Raw genomic sequence first — 17,747 nt, 5'->3', positions numbered from 1 at the left:
CCTTACTACTGCTCCTTTATTTCGCTTCGAGCCAGTTGTCCCCGACACTGATGTCCGCCACCAGCGGGACTTTGAGCTTGACCGCCTTTTCCATGCCATCGCGGACCAGCTCGCGAACTTCATCGAGTTCACCCTTATAGACGTCGAACACCAACTCGTCGTGCACCTGCAAAACCATTTTTGTGTGTAGTTTCGCAAGTTTTTCGTGGATATGCAGCATTGCCACCTTGATAATGTCAGCTGCTGTCCCCTGAATAGGTGTATTGATGGCCGTCCGCTCCGCGAACTGCCTGACGGCAAAGTTCTTATCGTTGATCTCCGGTAGATACCGCCGGCGGTTGAACATGGTGGTTACGTACCCCTTTTCGCGGGCAGACTCCTTAGTGGACTCCATGTACGTTTTTATCCCCGGATACCGCGCCAGGTACGTGTCGATGAACTGCTGCGCTTCACTCACCGTCATCTGCGTTTGCTGGGTCAGGCCGTACGCCGTGACCCCGTAGATGATGGCGAAGTTGCAGGTCTTGGCGACCCGGCGCTGAGCGGAAGTGACTTCTTCAATATCCACGCCAAAGACCTCCGCCGCCGTCCGCGAGTGAATATCTTCACCCCGCTTGAACGCCTCAATCAGGCCGCGGTCATCGGCATAGTGGGCCAGGATCCTGAGCTCTACCTGCGAATAGTCGGCCGACAACAACACGTGCTCAGTGTCGCGTGGAATGAACGCCTTGCGAATCTCCCGCCCTTCTTCCGTCCGGACCGGAATGTTCTGCAGATTTGGGTCGGTCGAGGACAGCCGTCCGGTGGCAGCGATCGTTTGATTGAACGACGTGTGCACGCGTCCGGTTTCGGAGTTGATCATGCGCGGTATGGCATCGACGTACGTGTTTTTAAGTTTGCCCACCTGCCGATACTGGAGGATAAGAGCCGGAAACGGATGCAGCTTGGCCAGTTCTTCAAGCACGGAGACATCGGTCGAGTAACCTGTCTTCTTGGCAGTCTTCCCTCTTGGTTTGAGTCCGAGTTTATCAAACAGAATGTGTGAAAGCTGTTGGGTGGAATTGATATTGAACTCACCACCGGCGATTTTGAATATCTCTCTGGTCAGTTCGTGCAGCCGGTTTTCCATCTCACCAGACAGCGTGGCCAGAAACGACTCGTCCACCCTGACACCTGCTTCTTCCATGGTCGCCAGCACCTTGATGAGCGGCAGTTCGACATTGTAATACAGGTTATTCAACTCAAACTGATCGATCTGCGGCGCGAGGATTCCGCGAAGGCGAAATGTGTAATCGGCATCTTCGCTTGAGTAGTACGTGGCCGCCTTTACGCCGACCGAATCGAAGGTTTTTTGCCCCTTGCCGCTCCCGATCAAGTCGGTGATCGGCTGCATCTGGTGGTCCAGATGCTTAAGTGCCAGGAAGTCAAGAGAGTGTTGCCGTCCAGACGGATTCAGAACGTACGATGCCAGCATGGTGTCGAAAGAGACGGGAGTAATATCAATTCCGTGTCTGTGGAGCACTTCATAGTCGTATTTAACATTCTGTCCCACTTTTTGGACATCAGGGTTCTCAAGCAGCTTTTTCAACAGGGAGATTGCCTCCGCGACCGGCAGATTCTGGCTGGAATCTTGAGTATGGCCCAGCGGGATATAGTATCCGCTCCCGGCTTTGCTTGACAAAGAGACGCCCACAAGCTTAGCCTGGAGCGCGTCAACAGAAGTTGTTTCCGTGTCTACAGCAATTTCACGAGCGGCCGAAAGCGCCTCGATCAATTGACGCAATTCGTCGAGTGAAGTCACCGTCCTGTAATCCGCTTCCGCAGTGGACACGCCTTGCTCGCTCGCAATTGAGGCGCTTTCCACGCCGATCTGTTTGAGCAGATTCGAAAACTCCAGTTCAAGAAACAGCTTCTTCGTGGCCTCATAATTGATCGGTTTGCGATCCAGCGCAGCCAGATCGAACGGTATGGGCACGTTGGTATCAATTGTGACAAGTTCTTTTGAAAGCATGGCGGATTCGATATTAGCCGCGATCTTCTCGCGAAGACCTTTGGCCTTGATTTCAGCATGCCGTGACAGGATCGCCTCCAGGCTGCCAAACTGTTCCAGCAGAATGTCCGCCGACTTGGGACCCACACCCGGCACGCCTGGGACGTTATCGGAGCTGTCCCCCATCAAGGCGAGTTTGTCGATCACCAATTCGGGATAAACACCGAACTTGGCCTTCACCTCGTCTCTCCCCATCCGCTCCGGAGCTTCTGAGACCTTCTTTGGATTGTATATCTTGATCTGGTCCGACACCAATTGGAAATAATCCTTGTCACCGGTCACGCACCAGACCTCATAGCCGGCCCTTTCGGCCGCTCGTGCCAGGGTACCGATGATATCGTCGGCCTCGAACCCTTTCAGTTCAAACTTGGGCAGGTTGAGCGCCTCCACCGCCGCATGGATCCGCGGCAATTGCGCTACCAACTCCTCGGGCATTTTGGCCCGAGTCGACTTGTATTCAGGATAACGTTCATGACGGAAAGTGGGGTGCTTTGAATCGAATACGACTGCCACGGCGTCAGGGTTCTCGTCGCGGAGGATCTTCAGCAGCGAATTCACGAATCCAAAGGTCGCCGAGGTGTCCTCTCCTTTGGAGTTGATGAGCGGGTTGCGAATCAGTGCAAAATAGGCACGATAGAACACCGCGGAACCATCGATAAGATATATGCGTCTCTTTTTACCTGTTGTCATCGATATAAACCGCGTGTAATGATCATCTCCGCTACTACTCCCGGAACCAGTGCCGTGAGTTGACCAAGCGAGGCGCCTGCCGCAACGAACTTGCGAATCTGGCTCGAGGAGACATCGACAAGACTTGCGGACACATATGTTACGCGTTCAATCGGCGCCGGGAGCGGTAATGGTTTGTCGAACCCCGGACGTGCCCCCACCAGCAGATCTATCTCCTTGAGTATCTCATCGGGTCGATACCAACTGCTGAACTTGGCCAGGTTGTCAGCACCCAGAATAAGATGAAACCGGGTCGCCGGGTATCGCTTTTTGAGTGTGCGCACCACGTTGAGCGTGTAGCTCGGTTCAGCCATTTCCGCTTCGACAGTGCTGACGTCATACGCCGGGTGCTCAGCCAGAGCAACTTGCAGCATATCGAGTCGCTGATCGAACGGGGCAAAGCAGGGCTCCTTGCGATGTGGAGGGTCAAACGACGGGATAAACAGAATACCTGAAAGGTGCTGCGATTTCGTCATGTCGCGGGCGAGCGCCAGATGCCCCAAATGGACCGGGTCGAACGCCCCTCCGAACAAACCCCAGCTGCCGCCGGTTTCAGGAGTCAGTTTTGACGCCGGTTGAGTCACTGAGCACCCGTTCGCCAATCTTCTGCAGGTATTCGTCGGCTTTCTTGACGCGCTTATCCTGGGAATAGTCCTTCACGAATCGTTCAAACTTCTCGCGCGCCGCCGCCATGTCCCCCTTTCGAAAGGACTCTTCGCCGCTCTTGAAGGCGCTGGTGACCGCCAAGTCGGCCGCTTTTGGCGTCAACGCATGGTCTGGAAATGCCTTCTGGAACCCCTCGAACTTCTGCCGGGCTTCGTCGAAATGTCGCTGCTTGTACTCTTCACGCGCGATATTGAAAATCGCCAAGGGTGCGTATTCGGTGTCGGTGTAATCATCCGCCACTTTCTGATAATATCGCTTGGCGGCGTCGGCCGCGCCGGTATTGGAATACACGACTCCGCTGTTATAGTATTTCTGGGCCATGCGAGTGCGAGCAAGAACCAGGTATTTTTTCACGTCAGGTGCCAGCACTGATTCCGGGCGATCGACCAGAAACTCCTCGAATTGCCTTATGGCATCCTCGAGTTCAGTCTGGTCAAGACCTGAACTCCTGGGCGTCGACTCGAACGCGCACACGGCCTTCATGAATTGCGCGTGCGGCGCGTACACGGAGGCCGGGTAATTGACCAGCAGGCGATTGAACTCCACCCCGCCGAGCGCATAGTCCTTGTTCCCATAATACGAGAGTGCCAGATAGTACTGAGCCGTATCGACAATCGAATTGCCCGGGAAATTGTAGATGACCGACTGAAATGCCTCAATTGCGCCGAGATACTTCTTGTGATCATACTTCTCTTTGCCGATTTTGAATAACTCGTCCGGTTGTTGACTGACAAGCGTTGTCTTACCGCCGCACCCGGCGAACATAATCATCGCTGCCCCCACGAGAAGCAGTACCTGAATCGAATGGCTGAGTTTCGTCACGCCCGGTAGGTCTCCTTTAGCATCTTGTACGTCTGCATCACCTTCTCAACATACTGACGGGGAAGCGGCAGGTTCTGTCTCATGATGCCGCGCAGTTTTGTCTCGCCGATATTATACGCGATAAGCGCCTTTTTCAGGTCCCGGTGTTTCAGAATCTGCTCGAACAGATAATAGGTGCCCAGCTTGATGTTCGCTTCCGACTCGAACAGCGTGGGGGCTCCGACCCACGGCACACCTGCACGCGTAGCGGCATCGGCGCCGGTCGACGGTTTGAGCTGCATCAACCCGGAGGCGCCCTTTTCGGATACCTGGTGTTTCTTGAACGAGGATTCGGCGATGATTATCGACACGATGAACAGCGGGTCGTAGCTGTACTTCTTGCTCTCGCTATAAATGACATTGGTAAGGTTCCCCACTTCATCGGGTGTAAACCCGATCTGAAAATCCTCGATCGCTTTGTACAACTGCAATTTTTCTTCCAGCTCGGTAATCTTCTTCTGTTGAAAGGATACCTGTTTCTCCAGATCGAACTTGTTCTTCACCAGATATAGCGCCAGGGACGACTGGACCAGATAAATGAGCAACAGAATGAATGCTACCGGCTTGGACAGATAGATGCCCAGTTTCTCAAAGTGTATCATGGCTCACCCCGCAATAACAGTTCCCACAAGATCATATCCCTCGACCCTGTCGATCTTTACCTTCACGATATCGCCTGTCTTGAGATCGTGACCCCGCACCGTAACTTCCTGGTCGATGTCGGGGCAATCCGCCTTCGTACGCCCCGTGCCGGCGCCTTCTGCTGTAACGGAGTCGATCACAACGGCTAACTCGCTTCCGATAAGTGCCTGATTATTGGCGAACGCAATGTCCCTCTGGACCGTCATCAATTCGTCCATTCTTCGTACTTTCGTTTCTTCAGGGACCTGCCCAGCGAGTTGAGCCGCCGGTGTGTCATCTTCCCGGGAGTATGTAAACACACCCAAACGATCGAACTGCTGATCGGCAATAAAGTCGCGAAGCTCCTCGAATTGCACCTCTGTCTCGCCGGGGAACCCGACTATGAAGGTGGTCCGGATGGTTGCAGGCGCACCTTTGTCACGAATGTTCGAGAGTAATCGCTGGATGCCTGGCCTGTCGATCTGCCTGTGCATGTTCCTGAGGAGCGCGCTGTTGACATGCTGCAGGGGCAGATCGAAATATGGCAACGTCTTCGTTCCAGAAAGCAGGTAATTGATGACTTTATCATCGAGCATTGCCGGGTGAAGGTACATGAGCCGAATCCACTCCACCCCGTCTATTTGCTCCAGCTCTTTCAAGAGGTCGACGATTGTTGGCCGTCCAGGCAAGCCGTAGCCATACATGGTGGCTTCCTGGGATACCAGAATGAGTTCCTTTTTGCCGTTTCGCGCCAGATACTCCGCTTCACGAACAACCCCTTCCATCGGGCGACTTCGGAATTTCCCACGCATAAGCGGTATGGCACAGTAAGTACAGCCACGGTCACAGCCGTCCGAAATTTTGAGATACGAATATGGAAGTGAGTCGGCGATGAATCGGTTCTTCCAGCTCAGGTATCCGAGTTTGCGCGACTCCATCTTGACCGTTGTGTCGGTGCGCCGGGAACTCGACACTGCCTGGGCAATCGAATCCAGTGCTCCGAGACCGAACGAGCCGTCCAGTTCGGGCATCCCCTTCAGAAGTTCGTCGCCGTTCCGTTGAGCCAGGCAGCCGGCAGCATACAGCGTTCTCAGTTGTCCGCTTTTCTTTAGGCGGCCGAGCCGGAGAAGCTCGTTGACGGACTCCTGCTTGGCGGGCAGGATGAAACCGCACGTGTTGACGATGATTGACTCCGCCTCTTCCGGCGAACCGGCCGGTTCATGCCCTTCGTCAATGAGCCTCGCCGAGATGTAGTCGGCGTCGACGTCATTCTTAGGACACCCCAGCTTATGCACGAAAAACTTCATATCGCTACAGCTTTACGCGTTCTGCGGAATCCGGAAAATCCGGCGCCAACTGCTTGTCATCGCATTCGCTGCCGGTCGTTTGCTTCAAAAATTCGATCCGTACCTTCTCATCGTTTATGTCGAAATACTCGATCCGTTCGATTGTCCGTGCCTTCTTATTGATGACGAGATTCATCGAATCGGGAAGATTCTGCATTCGATCGGTTAATTTAATCAACCGATATTCAGAATTGGCCTTAAGTATAATGGTTTTGAAGAATTCGTCAAGCCGTGTCAGGTACGAAACCTCCTTGCTGAATGCAGTCGTCGAATCCGCTTTCTGCATCACCACCTGGTTACTGGATGGGCTGTATGAGTACAGATACGAACCATCGTTGACATACTGATCCGGACCAAGGTTAATCCGGTACCGTCCGTCTCTGGCAATATAGGCCGTTCCACGGGACGTGTCGGTCTGTTTGAAGATCGATGAAAACAGAATGCTTCGGAACTCGAATCGCGTGCAGTTCGACTCCGCCAGCCTTGCCTTGATTTCGGTGAATTGATCGGCCACGACGGACGACGGAGCAGCCAGCCCGAGGCACAAGAATGTAATCGTGAGGAGGATTCTCATCTTGAGTTATACGGATTGGAACCGGCCTCAGTTCTGTTCGGATTCCGTCCGAGCAGCAGCCGGAGCGCTGCCGAACAAGGTCTCCAGATAGCTCCGATCGACTATGACTTCGCGTGCTTTGGAGCCGTCGAACGGCGACACAATGCCCGCTTCCTCAAGCTTGTCGATCAGACGGGCGGCGCGCTGGTATCCGATGCCAAGTCGTCTCTGCAAGAGCGATACCGAGCCCTGCTTGTGGCGTACGACTACTTCACATGCCTCGCGGAACAACGGGTCCCCCAGGTCAACTTCGGTGTCCCCGTTGTCAGCCGCGGACTGTGAGATCCCCTCGAGCGGCATCATCCCAATCCCCTGATCGCGAATGAACGTGACAATTCTGTCGGTCTCGTCGCTGGACAAGAACGCACCATGCAGACGCATCGGTTCAGGCTGCCCAGCCGACAGAAACAGCATATCACCGGAGCCCAGCAATTTCTCGGCGCCGTTGGCATCGATGATCGTCCGCGAATCCACTTTTGAGGCAACCTGAAACGCTATACGCGCCGGGAAGTTCGCTTTGATGAGACCGGTAATGACATCAACCGAGGGGCGCTGGGTCGCCAGTATCAAATGAATGCCGACTGCCCGCGCCATTTGTGCCAGACGTGTGATGAGAAGTTCGGTTTTGGACGAAGTCGACGACATCATCAGGTCCGCCAACTCATCGACAAACAGCACGATATACGGCAGCTTGGTTTCTTCAGCCTGTTGCTTACGGTTGAAATCCTCGATATTCCGGACGCCGGCCGACGCCAGCTTGCGGTAGCGATTCTCCATCTCGGCGACCGTGTCGGCAAACACCTTCTCGGCCTGCTTGGGTGTTGTCACCACCGGTCTCCCTAAGTGTGGAATGCCGGAGTAGACCGAGAGTTCGAGCATCTTGGGATCGACAAATATGAACCGCACCTGCAGCGGATGAAGCCGATACAACAAAGATGTGATCAGCGCGTTCATGCAGACCGATTTCCCCGACCCGGTCGCGCCGGCGATCAGCAGATGCGGCATGCGGGTGAGATCCGTCACGAACGGCTTTCCGGAAATCGTCTTGCCGAGCGCCAGCGGCAGGCGGATGGAAGCGTTCTTGAATTCGTCTGCACTCAGTATGTCGCGCAGAAATACTTTCTGCGGCATGCGATTGGGGATTTCGACCCCAACCGCCGCTTTACCTGGAATGGGGGCTATGATTCGAATTCGTTTGGCCTTGAGCGCTAGGGCGAGATCGTCGGAGAGGTTAACGATCTGGTTGACCTTCACACCGACCCCAGGCTTGAACTCGTATCGCGTTATGATAGGTCCCGGATAGCGGTCGATATTTCCCTCAATCGATACGCCGAATGTCTCAAGCGTTTCTTTAAGCATCCTGGCCGTAGCGTTTAATTCATCAGTACTTACGGCTGTGCCGTCGCTTGTATTCTCCTCAAGCAGATCCATGGTTGGGTATTTGAAATTCAGCGAAGAGATCTGCACCGGTTCGGCGGCCTTTTTCATGGTTGTCTTCCGGCGCGCGACCTTCTCGGACCCGGTTATGTCCAGTTCTTTCTGGGCTTCAAAAGCCGCTTCGGAAACCTCGGCGCGAGAGGCCGCAATTTCGTTGTTCAATAAGCTGTCGAACTCCTGTGCGGCTGATTCGGGCAGTTCGCCTCTCGATCGGGACCGCCGGAACAACCAGCGAAAACTGAGAAGCGACTTAAGGCCCGAAAAAATCAATTGTCCCAAACGTTTGAGCGGCGATACGCCCGCCTGGCGCAGCTGTCCGAGGAAAATGGGGGTGAAATAGGTGTACAGAACGAGGAGTACACCGATCGTTCCTCCCAGAACCACGTAGGCGCCCATAGTACCGACGAGTTTCACCGCAATGCGAGTAAGGAGCTCAATCGTGTAACCGCCGAACAGCGCATCCCCTTCCCCCGAGGTCCCGTCTGCTACGACCGAGACGTCGACGATCATAGTACCCATAATGCCCACCGCAAAGAGCAGTGAAACTCGTATGGGGAGTCGCTCCGCCAGCTTCTCCGAGAATAGCCGCAATGACAGCGAACCCAGCCCCAGCGGAATGAATATCGAGAGCCAGCCTATCAAGAAGTATAACAAGTATGACAAATAGGCCCCGAACATCCCCGCCTCATTGCCAAACCTGAATTCATATGGGCTGGTGTTGTAGTCCGCCTCGCCGCGAATATAGGCATCATCCGATGCCCGGTGGGTGACCAACGAGATCAGGATAAACAGGGCCAGCAGCGCCAGTACCGCCGCTACCGTCTTTCTTCCCTTATGAGATTTCTTTCGCGCCATAGCAGGTACCAAAAGTGGCGTCAGAACGGCGAAAATGCAATTAAAACTGTAAACAAATGGGCGGGCCGCATGTGCTGCCCGCCCGAGACCAACTATACGTGAACCTATTTTCGGATAGCTTCTTTGAGGCGAGTACCTGCCCGGAAGACCGGCACCTTGGACGCCGGGATGGTGATGGGGGCTCCGGTGCGCGGATTGCGCCCTGTCCGGGCCTTGCGTTTGGACACCGCGAAGGTGCCAAACCCGGAAAAGCTGACTTTTCTTCCGGACTTCAACTGTGCTGTCACCCCGCTCATGAACGTCTCAAGCGCCTGTGTTGCCTGTCTTCGCGTAAGACCGGCGCCGGTCGCGATCATGGCTATCATGTCATCCTTGGTCATAGGAATTCCCTTTCCTGTTCGATTGACTCTGGATTCATCATCAGTGCATACGGCATGGTACGATCGAACACGAGACAGTCAAGAAAAAAACAGGTGGACAACTGTGCCCGTGTTCACGCGAGACTATAGTACCGATCATCGGTAGAGCAGGCTGCCGCTGGTCGGGCTCTGCGTGTTGTCGATTTTGAGCGCCGGTATAGCAATTACATAAAGGCGGAAACCATAACCGCGATTTGAGCCGATCGGAACCCACCAGAGTTCACCGCGCCAGCAGTGCAACTGCTTGGTAATGGAGACCTGGTTGTTGATCGTTCCCTTGCCGGTGAAATCGTAATACTGAGAGTAGGAAATGTCGGTGGATGATGTCAGCTTGAAGGCGAGGCTGAATTGGATATAACTGGACTTGACGAATTGCGAACCCCGGCCGGACTCGTTGTAAGAGTAAGTGGCGCTCAGGTTCCAACCGCTTCTTCCCTGGTGCGTCGGCAATACCGTCGGAGTTTGCCCGGGAGTGGTCGCGGTATCGCGCTGAACCGGACCGCTGCCGGCATCGTCGAACAAGAACGACCTCCCGGCGAGGCCGAATGTCGTGCTGACGCCAAAGCTCATCAGATATGGCGACCACAGATCCAGATCATTGGTGCCGGGTTTATACAGCGAATGTACCATTGACCCGTTGAGTCGTACATTGGGCAGGACATTCGAATTGAAAGTCGTGTTCAGATCCGAGAACTTCCGCCCCGTTGTCTCCAGATTATAGTTGGTGCTGCTGGTTATCGAGAGCAGGTCAAGTGACCTCTCTTCTTCGTCCCGTCTGACCTTTGCCTGATACACCTGATTAAGGGACAAGGTCATACTGGAGGAACGCGCTGTGCTTCCATACCCTCCGACGTAGGCACGAACGACCGGTTCAGGATCGACTTTCGGTGAAAATCCATAGGACACAGACGGCGAGAGAACCTGCCGGAGGCCGGTAAGGCCAAACAGGTTCGGTGAAACCGTTCCGTACAGCTTGGTGGAGAGCGACGCCCCACCGCTATACAGGTAGGTGCGGTAGAGTCTGGACGGGTTGATTCCCAGCGAATCGGACTGATCCGTCCGATTCACTTTGGTCCAGTTCTCGCTATAGCTGACGGAGGGGTTGAAGATGAAGTACTTGGCGATGGTCAGCGGGAATGACAGACCGACGGCGTGATCGTACTTGGTGTATTCCTTCCGACTCCGATAACTGACCGATTCGGTGGAGTCCGGTGTTGTATACTGGTAGCGGGTGACGCGTGAAGAGTAGTTGGTCATGGTGGGACGCCAGGTCATGGTGAGGGCGTGGTACCATCTGGTTTTCAACACTCCTTCGGCATCGCGGGAGCCGCTGCCGAACGGCTTGATGGCGGGTACCGAGAGCCCCGCACTCGGCAGGTAATCCACTCTGCTCTGTTCATCCAGATTCAGGTCATGTGAGAATTTACCGGAGAGCGAAACGCTCCGTGAGAACCGCTTCGTGAAATTCACCTGAGATCGGGTGGTCCGGTTCAAGCGCTGGTTGAGGTCGAGCGAATAGTCCTTGTAGTACGATGCATCAGATTGGTACTGACCGTCGGCGCTAATCTTCAGCGACGGCGTTATGTCCTGGTTATGCCGGGCCTGTATGGTCCACCGGGTGCGACGCGTATCGGTGCCGATTGTCGTACTGTAATCGCTGGTTCTGGTGTAGTTCCCTGAGACCGTCCCGTCAAAATTGTACAACTTCCGATAGTTGAATCGGCCATAGAGATTGATCGTGCTGGACCGCTCGTAATAGTCCAGCGCTCCCTGTGTATCCCAATAATCAGAGGCGGCCCAGTAATACCCGACATTTCGGACATACCGCTCGCCGCGCTCGATATTGCCAAGTTGAAACGGCAGGAAACCAGAATGCCTCCCCTTCTTCAACGGGAACACGTAGTACGGCAACGCCAGGATCGGAAGTCGACCGATATTGAGCACTACCGGTTTGGCGATCAACTTGTTCCCTTCCATCAGTTTCATGTGCGTGGAATAAAAATGAAAATGCGGTTCATCGGCGTCGCAGGTGGTGTAGCGCCCTTCGTCCACGTAGAAGATGTCCTTCCGCGCCCGAAACACCTTCTCGCCATAATAGAATCCGGTCTCGTATTTAGACTTGGACTGGACGATCCGCCCCTTTTCCGTGTCTATGGAATAGTCGAGGTAATCGCCGAGGATCGTCTCGCTCTTATCCTTCAGCGATACCGGTATTATGTTCGGTTGGAGATGGGCAGTGAGTGTCGTATCAGTCGGTATGCTGTCGCTCTTCACATCGGCTGAGAACGCTTCGATCACCCGCTTCTTAGTGTCAAAAACGATGCGGTGAGCATCGAGAGCAACGCTCCCTGATGTTACGTGAGCCTGTCGCAGGAGCGTAATTAAAGAATCCTTCAAGTCATATCTGATATAATGGCTGCTGTAGTCAATCGTGTCTGCTTTGGTCACCAAGGCCGTGTCTGCGGCTGTAGTCTTCGATGCAATATATGTCCCCACGGCTCCGCCGACCACCGTCACCGACTGCAGTCGTTCCTCCTTGACCGCAAACTTAATCGTGTCGCCGGATACGCTGTTCTCGTTCGTTTCTTTATTGTCGCGCGACGCCGGATAGTACCACGAGTACGCCTCGCCATAGCACGTGATGCGGCTAAGCAGACCATCATCGAAATCCATGATGATCCGCTTCCCTTTGAGGACGGAGTTATCGTACGAGTCACTGGTTCCCTCGGATGGTTCCACGAATGTTCCCTTGGCCGAATCGAGGACATCTATTTGCGCGATGCTGTTGTTCACGGACGTTATGGCGATGAGTTGGCCGCTTATCTCAGACTTACCGCGCCGCGCCACCGGTGATTCTGTCAGATCGAGGGCATTGGTCTTGGGATACATCACGGCACACCCGGACTCTGCGGTTACATCCTTCGATACGATCACGACCGAGCCGGTGGCCTCTGCCCGCTCCACCTTTGCGTCGTATTCGATGAAATCGGCCGTTACTTCGACCATCGAAGCGCTGTCCGGGTACTTGAGATACAAGGTAGGCCGCTCCTCCATGTTGAAATACTTCTTCTGTTTGTTGTAGAAAGCATGGTGTCCCACCGCGAACAGTGAATCGTCGCGCGACCACAGCTCAACATATTTACCCCGGGCGACAGCGTCCCCGTTGACCAGATTGTAATCCACCGAATCGGCGGTTAACCGATACGCGGGGTCATCGATAATGACCGAACCGATAAGCCGCACCCGCTTTCCCTTGAGCCAGACCGCCGAATCACAGTAGATCAGGCCGTTGTCGGACTGAAAGACGACCGCACCGATAACGAAGGTCGTATCTTGCGCTGAAGAGAGGACAACCTCAAGCAAGTCGGCATGCTGCAGATCGAGCCGGTCGGAGCGCTGGGCATAAGCCGAAGCCGCCCAGGCGGAGAGAACGACCAGACCAAACAGGCTCAGCCTACGCACGCGTCAGCCTCTCCCTCAACAGTTTCTCGATCTCGGGCAATCTGCTGGCGTCAAGTCCCCCCATCTGCGCCACGCGATTGGAGCCGCCGCCACGCAGACCCAGTGATGATGCGATCGCTTTGATTAACTCACCGGCATGCCATTTCCTAGCGTCCGGCACGGCCAATACCAGGCGCCCATCGACCAGCACGAGCGCTGCACCCGACACTTTGTCAGCAACGAGTTGGGCAAGCTGTGAGGCGGTAGCGCCATCCATTGAAGATTGGACTGACGATACAACTCTTGGTTCGGGGTATGCAATGGCGATTTGTGCGATCTCATCGGCCAGTATCGGCAGCAGGCGTTTCCGGGCGTCGGACAGTTGCTTGCGAAGCTCACGATTCTCGGCTGACATCTTGTCGAATCTCGCCGGCAGATCGGCGAAATGACAGGTGAGCGACCGTGCCAGCTCATCAGTGATGCCGAACCGGGCGCTGTAATCCTCAAGCGCTTGCGCGCCGGCCAAAAACCGCACTAAGGAATGCCCCCTAATAGTTTCTAAACCAACGATCTTGATAAGACTGACTTCGGCTGTACTGACGCAGTGCGTGCCACCACAGGCAGACCAGTCGAATTCGCCGATCTTTATGACACGAATAGTCCCTTGACGATCCGGAATTTTGCGAAGCGGCGTCGAGGCGATGTCGTTTGAGTCAATGAAAAGGATCTCTACTGCCAGGTTTTGCCTGATGACACTTGCGGCAAGTTGTTCGGTCTCGACCAGGCTTTGCTGATCGAGCGCCGCACTCGCCAATTCGATGGCACCGTACTCCTCGCCCAAGTGTACTGAAACCGTCTCCCAGCCATGGCGTCGGATAAACGCCTGGCTCAAAATATGCTGAGCCGTGTGCAGCTGCCTGTTTCTCCAGCGGCGGTCGCCGTTGATCTCCCCATGCACCCGATTACCCTTCTCCCCGGGCGAGCTTTTCGACAAGTGCCAGACATCGCCATCTATGGATTCGATCACCTCAACAATGTCGATATCGCCTATTCTGCCTGTATCGTGAAGCTGACCGCCCGATGTGGGATAGAACGCCGACCGGTCGAGGACGGTATAGAACAGATCGCCGCTGTTGCCGATGTCCGCGATGACAGCATCGAACTCCAAAAGCCCAGGCTGGCGATAGTACAGACGCTCAGTCATGCGGGATCCCCGAGTCGGCTGTTGCTGTCACTGCTCGTTCGGCGTGTGTTGCAACCAAAGGCGCCAGCGTGGCTATAGACAGGAGCGCTTGACCTGTTCGAAAGAGCGAGCAAATCTGAAACAGCAGCAGTTCAAGAACAACGCCGCTCAGGCTCTGAATTCGGCTTGTGGCAACCAGAGCGAGCCGTTCACATAAGAGCCAGCAGATGACCATCGGCGCAAAATAGACAAGATACACGACACACGTTTGTACACCATGCCTACCCACATAGTTCAAGGACAGCTTGAACCACGTACCGACTGGAATCCCTGACTGCACGGTGGCATGCAGACGCACGACATCCGAGAACAGGCTGCCGAGCAGAATAATGACATAAGTGATCGCTACTTTGAGAATCATAGTATGAAGATAGGCGTTTCCCCAAAGGCCGAAAATGCGATCCGGCACTAACGATACAACCACCAGCGCAACCACCGCCAACGCCAGGTAGATCGGGGCCATAATAAGCGAGATGCGAATATGGTCGGTGAATCGTCCCCCGCATTCGGCGAAAAAGCGCCGTATTCCCGGTTTTCCGGACGACACGAGAGAGGTATAGATTCCGCCATTTAGAAACTGTTTCAACAGAAATGCCGCGGCCGCAAGTGCCAGCGTCATCAGCATAAAGCTGCTCAGCAAGTTTTCTTTGGCCGCCACCAGCTCCGAAATGACACCCAGCGACCACTCTCGCGAAACCGCCTGAGCGAAAACCGATCGGTCGACCACGGCATGGATCAGCACGAGTACCGGTACCGCTACCAGAAGCGACAAGGCCAGTTTTCCCACATAGAGCCCGTACCAGATCGGCAGGTTTCGACGGAACGTGGAGACCCCGGCGCGTATAACTGTCACCATCAGAATCCCCACACCGACTGAAACAATGATTGAAGGAGAAATGTGAGCCCGGACATCAAGCGGAGTGCCACACCTCTGCCACCTTGGCGACTCAATGAGTTGTTCAACAGATTGACATCAAGACTTATCTGATAGTACGGATCAAGTATTGCCGTTTGCCCCGGGCTCGAGCCCACGAAGCTATACGTATGGTAGCCGGGGTCCGGCACGATTGTGGTGTCCCGGGCAGTACCATCGAGATATTCGACCCGCAACGCCACCGGCAGCGGCAGCGGGTGATAGAACACGCAGGTGACTTTGGTCGTATACTGCGAGACTCGCTCGGCTGCCGAATCAGAGAGGATAGTGTCATTACGGGAGGTTTCACGAATCGATATGTCTTCAACCTGGTAATCGATCGGTTCGTTACTGTTCAAAATATGCTGTACATGCGAAACCGAACTATACGGCGGATACTGGGCGAGAAGGGTCACGAAATCCAATGGCGTCGGCGAACGAAAAGAGAATTGCTGATAGTAGTCGTGCCAGAATCGACGGCGGTCGGTGTCGTTCAGGTGGTTGACCAAAGTCTGCACCACCAGGCATCCCTTATCATACACAGCATTGAAATACTCGAATGGCTCCGCATACTGTTCGGACCGGAGCGTGACGGGGACCAACGTCCATACTGAGCGAGCAGCCAGCCGACGCATGTCCTGGAATGATGCACTGATTCCCCAATAGGAGAAGCGGTCTCCCTCACCGCCCGATATGTCTCGGATCACCCGTTCCGTGAAATATTCCGTGGCTGCCTCATCCATCCAGGGATCAAGGGCCTGGTTGGAGTTGAGGATTCCATAGAACCACTCATGGATCGTCTCATGAACCACCAGTGAACGATACAGCGCCGGAGCGAAACGGGAGCGCGGTCGCTCAAGGAGAATCAGTCGCGGCAGTTCCAACCCGCCACGAATCCACGGTCCCCCGATAACGACCACCAGTTCACCGAATGGATACGGTCCGACGTTTTCCGACATGAACGCCATGGTGTGACCGATCTGCTCGGCCACCGTGTCCAAAACAACACTGTCTTCAGGCCGATAACGAATTGTCAGTTGAATGTGGTCCAACGTACGCGTGCCTGATTCATACCCTTTCGGGAGAATGCAGACGGGGAAGTCATGGGACTCTTGTAGATTACAGGTGTACGCTCTGATTCCATCAGTCGAATCTATATGAGCTATGCCAGGGCTCACGAGTTCGAGTGAATCGGGCACATGGATTATGGCCGTAATGTCGAAGCAATCACCGACCAGTTCGGATTCCGGACCGTACTGTATCTTCAGCCACTCGTTACCGCGTCGGGGCGCCGGCATTGGAAACCAACCATAGAGGAAATAGCCGTCCGCCTGACGGCCGTAATCCATGCCCGTGTCTGAAATGTGCGTGGCAAAATCAATTGTTATCTCAAGCGGGCCGCTACTGTGATTCGCTTTTGGAATCGGTACGTCCAGATCGGTCCCCTCGATCTTCGCTTCATTGCGTACGTCCGCGCCGTTGACGGTGACGCCGTGTATTTCCGTCCCGCACGGTTTGTTGTCGGGTAAGTCGGTCCGCGTCGACGGACTGTCACACGGAAAATTGGAGTAGAGTCGGAAAAGCACCTCTTCCCAATTAGAATCAGGGACTGAGAATTCAACCGTCACTCGCCCGTTGATGGTCTGAGCCGATGGATTCAACGTGGCATCGATTGTCAACTTGTCAAATGCCGTGACTGGCCCGGCCGCCATGAGCAAAACCAGTCCAAGACTATGCGACAATGTTCTCAAGGGTCCCTATCCCTTCTATGCGGACCTGGATCTTGTCACTTGGTTTCATGGGGGCGATTCCCGATGGTGTACCAGTTGAGATCAGGTCCCCGGGGTACAGAGTCATAGCCTGTGAAATATAGCTTATAAGAAACGGCACGTCGAAGATCATCATCGACGTTCGACCCGACTGCATCACCGTATCATTCAGAATCCCTTCGACCAGCACGTCTCGATAATTCAAGTCGGTCACTATCCAGGGCCCGATCGGACAAAATGTATCGAACCCTTTGGCCCGCGACCACTGGCCGTCCTTTTTCTGAAGGTCTCGCGCCGTGACATCGTTGATGCAGGTATATCCGAAGATGCAGCTTTCTGCTTGTCGGACTGAGACTTTGGTCGCCTTGCAGCCGATTACGACGCCCAATTCCGCTTCGTAGTCTACCCGTTGAGACTGGGGTGGATGTACGATCTTGTCACCAGGGCCGATGATCGACGACGGTGGTTTGAGAAACAGGAGTGGCTCTTCGGGCGGTTTGTCAGCGGATAACGACGCCGCCACGTGTGCATGATAATTCAATCCCACACAGACAATCTTCGATGGCGCTACCGGTGCAAGCAGCTTGATGCTGTCCACGGATAATTTCTCCCCGGTCGGTTTCCCGCCAAGCCAAGGAGCGTTATCCAACATTGTCACTGTTTGATCATCTATCGCACCAAAGTGCTCCCCTCCAAGTCTCATATGTGCGAAACGAATGTATTTCAACGGCATGCTACCTCCGGCAGTAGACCGAGCGCGCGCCAATACCGCTCGCGCTCTCGT

The 17,747-nt window shown here is 54.6% G+C and carries 13 protein-coding genes; all 13 read right to left on the bottom strand.

Annotation, left to right across the window (positions count from 1 at the left end):
• Nucleotides 1-16 precede the first annotated feature (16 nt).
• The 13 genes from polA to AB1644_07695 all read right to left on the bottom strand — a co-directional run bounded on the left by polA (nt 17) and on the right by AB1644_07695 (nt 17,696).
• Nucleotides 17-2,740 carry a DNA polymerase I gene (gene polA, locus AB1644_07755; GenBank protein MEW6050939.1) on the bottom strand — a complete coding sequence of 908 codons (2,724 nt, stop codon included), beginning with the start codon at nt 2,738-2,740 and terminating at the stop codon, nt 17-19.
• Entirely contained in the window at nt 2,737-3,363 is a 627-nt protein-coding gene (nadD, locus tag AB1644_07750) for a nicotinate (nicotinamide) nucleotide adenylyltransferase (GenBank protein MEW6050938.1), read from the bottom strand. The genes polA and nadD overlap by 4 nt, the downstream gene beginning before the upstream one ends.
• Nucleotides 3,332-4,267: an outer membrane protein assembly factor BamD gene (gene bamD / locus AB1644_07745; protein MEW6050937.1), complete on the bottom strand. Its 936-nt coding sequence runs from the start codon at nt 4,265-4,267 to the stop codon at nt 3,332-3,334. Before bamD ends, nadD begins: the two co-directional genes overlap by 32 nt.
• Complete coding sequence (locus AB1644_07740; protein MEW6050936.1) at nt 4,264-4,908, bottom strand: lytic transglycosylase domain-containing protein; 645 nt, start codon at nt 4,906-4,908, stop codon at nt 4,264-4,266. Before AB1644_07740 ends, bamD begins: the two co-directional genes overlap by 4 nt.
• 3 nt (nt 4,909-4,911) lie before the next feature.
• Complete coding sequence (rimO, locus tag AB1644_07735; GenBank protein ID MEW6050935.1) at nt 4,912-6,234, bottom strand: 30S ribosomal protein S12 methylthiotransferase RimO; 1,323 nt, start codon at nt 6,232-6,234, stop codon at nt 4,912-4,914.
• 4 nt (nt 6,235-6,238) lie between these two features.
• The gene (locus AB1644_07730; GenBank protein ID MEW6050934.1) at nt 6,239-6,847 is read right to left on the bottom strand and encodes an outer membrane lipoprotein carrier protein LolA; all 609 of its coding nucleotides are present in this window, start codon (nt 6,845-6,847) and stop codon (nt 6,239-6,241) included.
• Between the two features lie 27 nt (nt 6,848-6,874).
• Nucleotides 6,875-9,178, bottom strand: a complete 2,304-nt coding sequence (locus AB1644_07725; GenBank protein MEW6050933.1) for a DNA translocase FtsK 4TM domain-containing protein — start codon at nt 9,176-9,178, stop codon at nt 6,875-6,877.
• 104 nt (nt 9,179-9,282) lie between these two features.
• A complete protein-coding gene (locus AB1644_07720) occupies nt 9,283-9,558 on the bottom strand; it encodes an HU family DNA-binding protein (GenBank protein ID MEW6050932.1) in 276 nt (91 codons plus the stop codon).
• Between the two features lie 135 nt (nt 9,559-9,693).
• Entirely contained in the window at nt 9,694-13,059 is a 3,366-nt protein-coding gene (gene lptD / locus AB1644_07715; GenBank protein MEW6050931.1) for an LPS assembly protein LptD, read from the bottom strand.
• Nucleotides 13,052-14,242 (bottom strand): DHHA1 domain-containing protein, encoded by a 1,191-nt coding sequence (locus tag AB1644_07710; GenBank protein MEW6050930.1) that lies wholly within the window; start codon nt 14,240-14,242, stop codon nt 13,052-13,054. Before AB1644_07710 ends, lptD begins: the two co-directional genes overlap by 8 nt.
• Nucleotides 14,235-15,137, bottom strand: a complete 903-nt coding sequence (locus AB1644_07705; GenBank protein MEW6050929.1) for a hypothetical protein — start codon at nt 15,135-15,137, stop codon at nt 14,235-14,237. Before AB1644_07705 ends, AB1644_07710 begins: the two co-directional genes overlap by 8 nt.
• Complete coding sequence (locus AB1644_07700) at nt 15,137-16,945, bottom strand: M1 family aminopeptidase (protein MEW6050928.1); 1,809 nt, start codon at nt 16,943-16,945, stop codon at nt 15,137-15,139. The genes AB1644_07705 and AB1644_07700 overlap by 1 nt, the downstream gene beginning before the upstream one ends.
• On the bottom strand, nt 16,926-17,696 hold the full coding sequence (locus tag AB1644_07695; protein ID MEW6050927.1) for a fumarylacetoacetate hydrolase family protein: 771 nt from the start codon (nt 17,694-17,696) through the stop codon (nt 16,926-16,928). The genes AB1644_07700 and AB1644_07695 overlap by 20 nt, the downstream gene beginning before the upstream one ends.
• Between the last annotated feature and the right edge of the window lie 51 nt (nt 17,697-17,747).

The sequence above is a fragment of the Candidatus Zixiibacteriota bacterium genome, assembly GCA_040753875.1.
Classification (GTDB): Bacteria; Zixibacteria; MSB-5A5; order GN15; family FEB-12; genus DATKJY01.
The sequence above is the reverse complement of the archived record's forward strand: the minus strand, read 5'-3'. Positions and strand labels throughout refer to the sequence as shown.

Bases quoted from the DNA above. Each gene is read 5' to 3' on its own strand.
- polA (MEW6050939.1), bottom strand. From the start codon at position 2,740: ATGACAACAGGTAAAAAGAGACGCATATATCTTATCGATGGTTCCGCG.
- AB1644_07740 (MEW6050936.1), bottom strand. From the start codon at position 4,908: ATGATACACTTTGAGAAACTGGGCATCTATCTGTCCAAGCCGGTAGCA.
- rimO (MEW6050935.1), bottom strand. From the start codon at position 6,234: ATGAAGTTTTTCGTGCATAAGCTGGGGTGTCCTAAGAATGACGTCGAC.
- AB1644_07730 (MEW6050934.1), bottom strand. From the start codon at position 6,847: ATGAGAATCCTCCTCACGATTACATTCTTGTGCCTCGGGCTGGCTGCT.
- AB1644_07725 (MEW6050933.1), bottom strand. From the start codon at position 9,178: ATGGCGCGAAAGAAATCTCATAAGGGAAGAAAGACGGTAGCGGCGGTA.
- AB1644_07720 (MEW6050932.1), bottom strand. From the start codon at position 9,558: ATGACCAAGGATGACATGATAGCCATGATCGCGACCGGCGCCGGTCTT.
- AB1644_07710 (MEW6050930.1), bottom strand. From the start codon at position 14,242: ATGACTGAGCGTCTGTACTATCGCCAGCCTGGGCTTTTGGAGTTCGAT.
- AB1644_07705 (MEW6050929.1), bottom strand. From the start codon at position 15,137: ATGGTGACAGTTATACGCGCCGGGGTCTCCACGTTCCGTCGAAACCTG.
- AB1644_07695 (MEW6050927.1), bottom strand. From the start codon at position 17,696: ATGCCGTTGAAATACATTCGTTTCGCACATATGAGACTTGGAGGGGAG.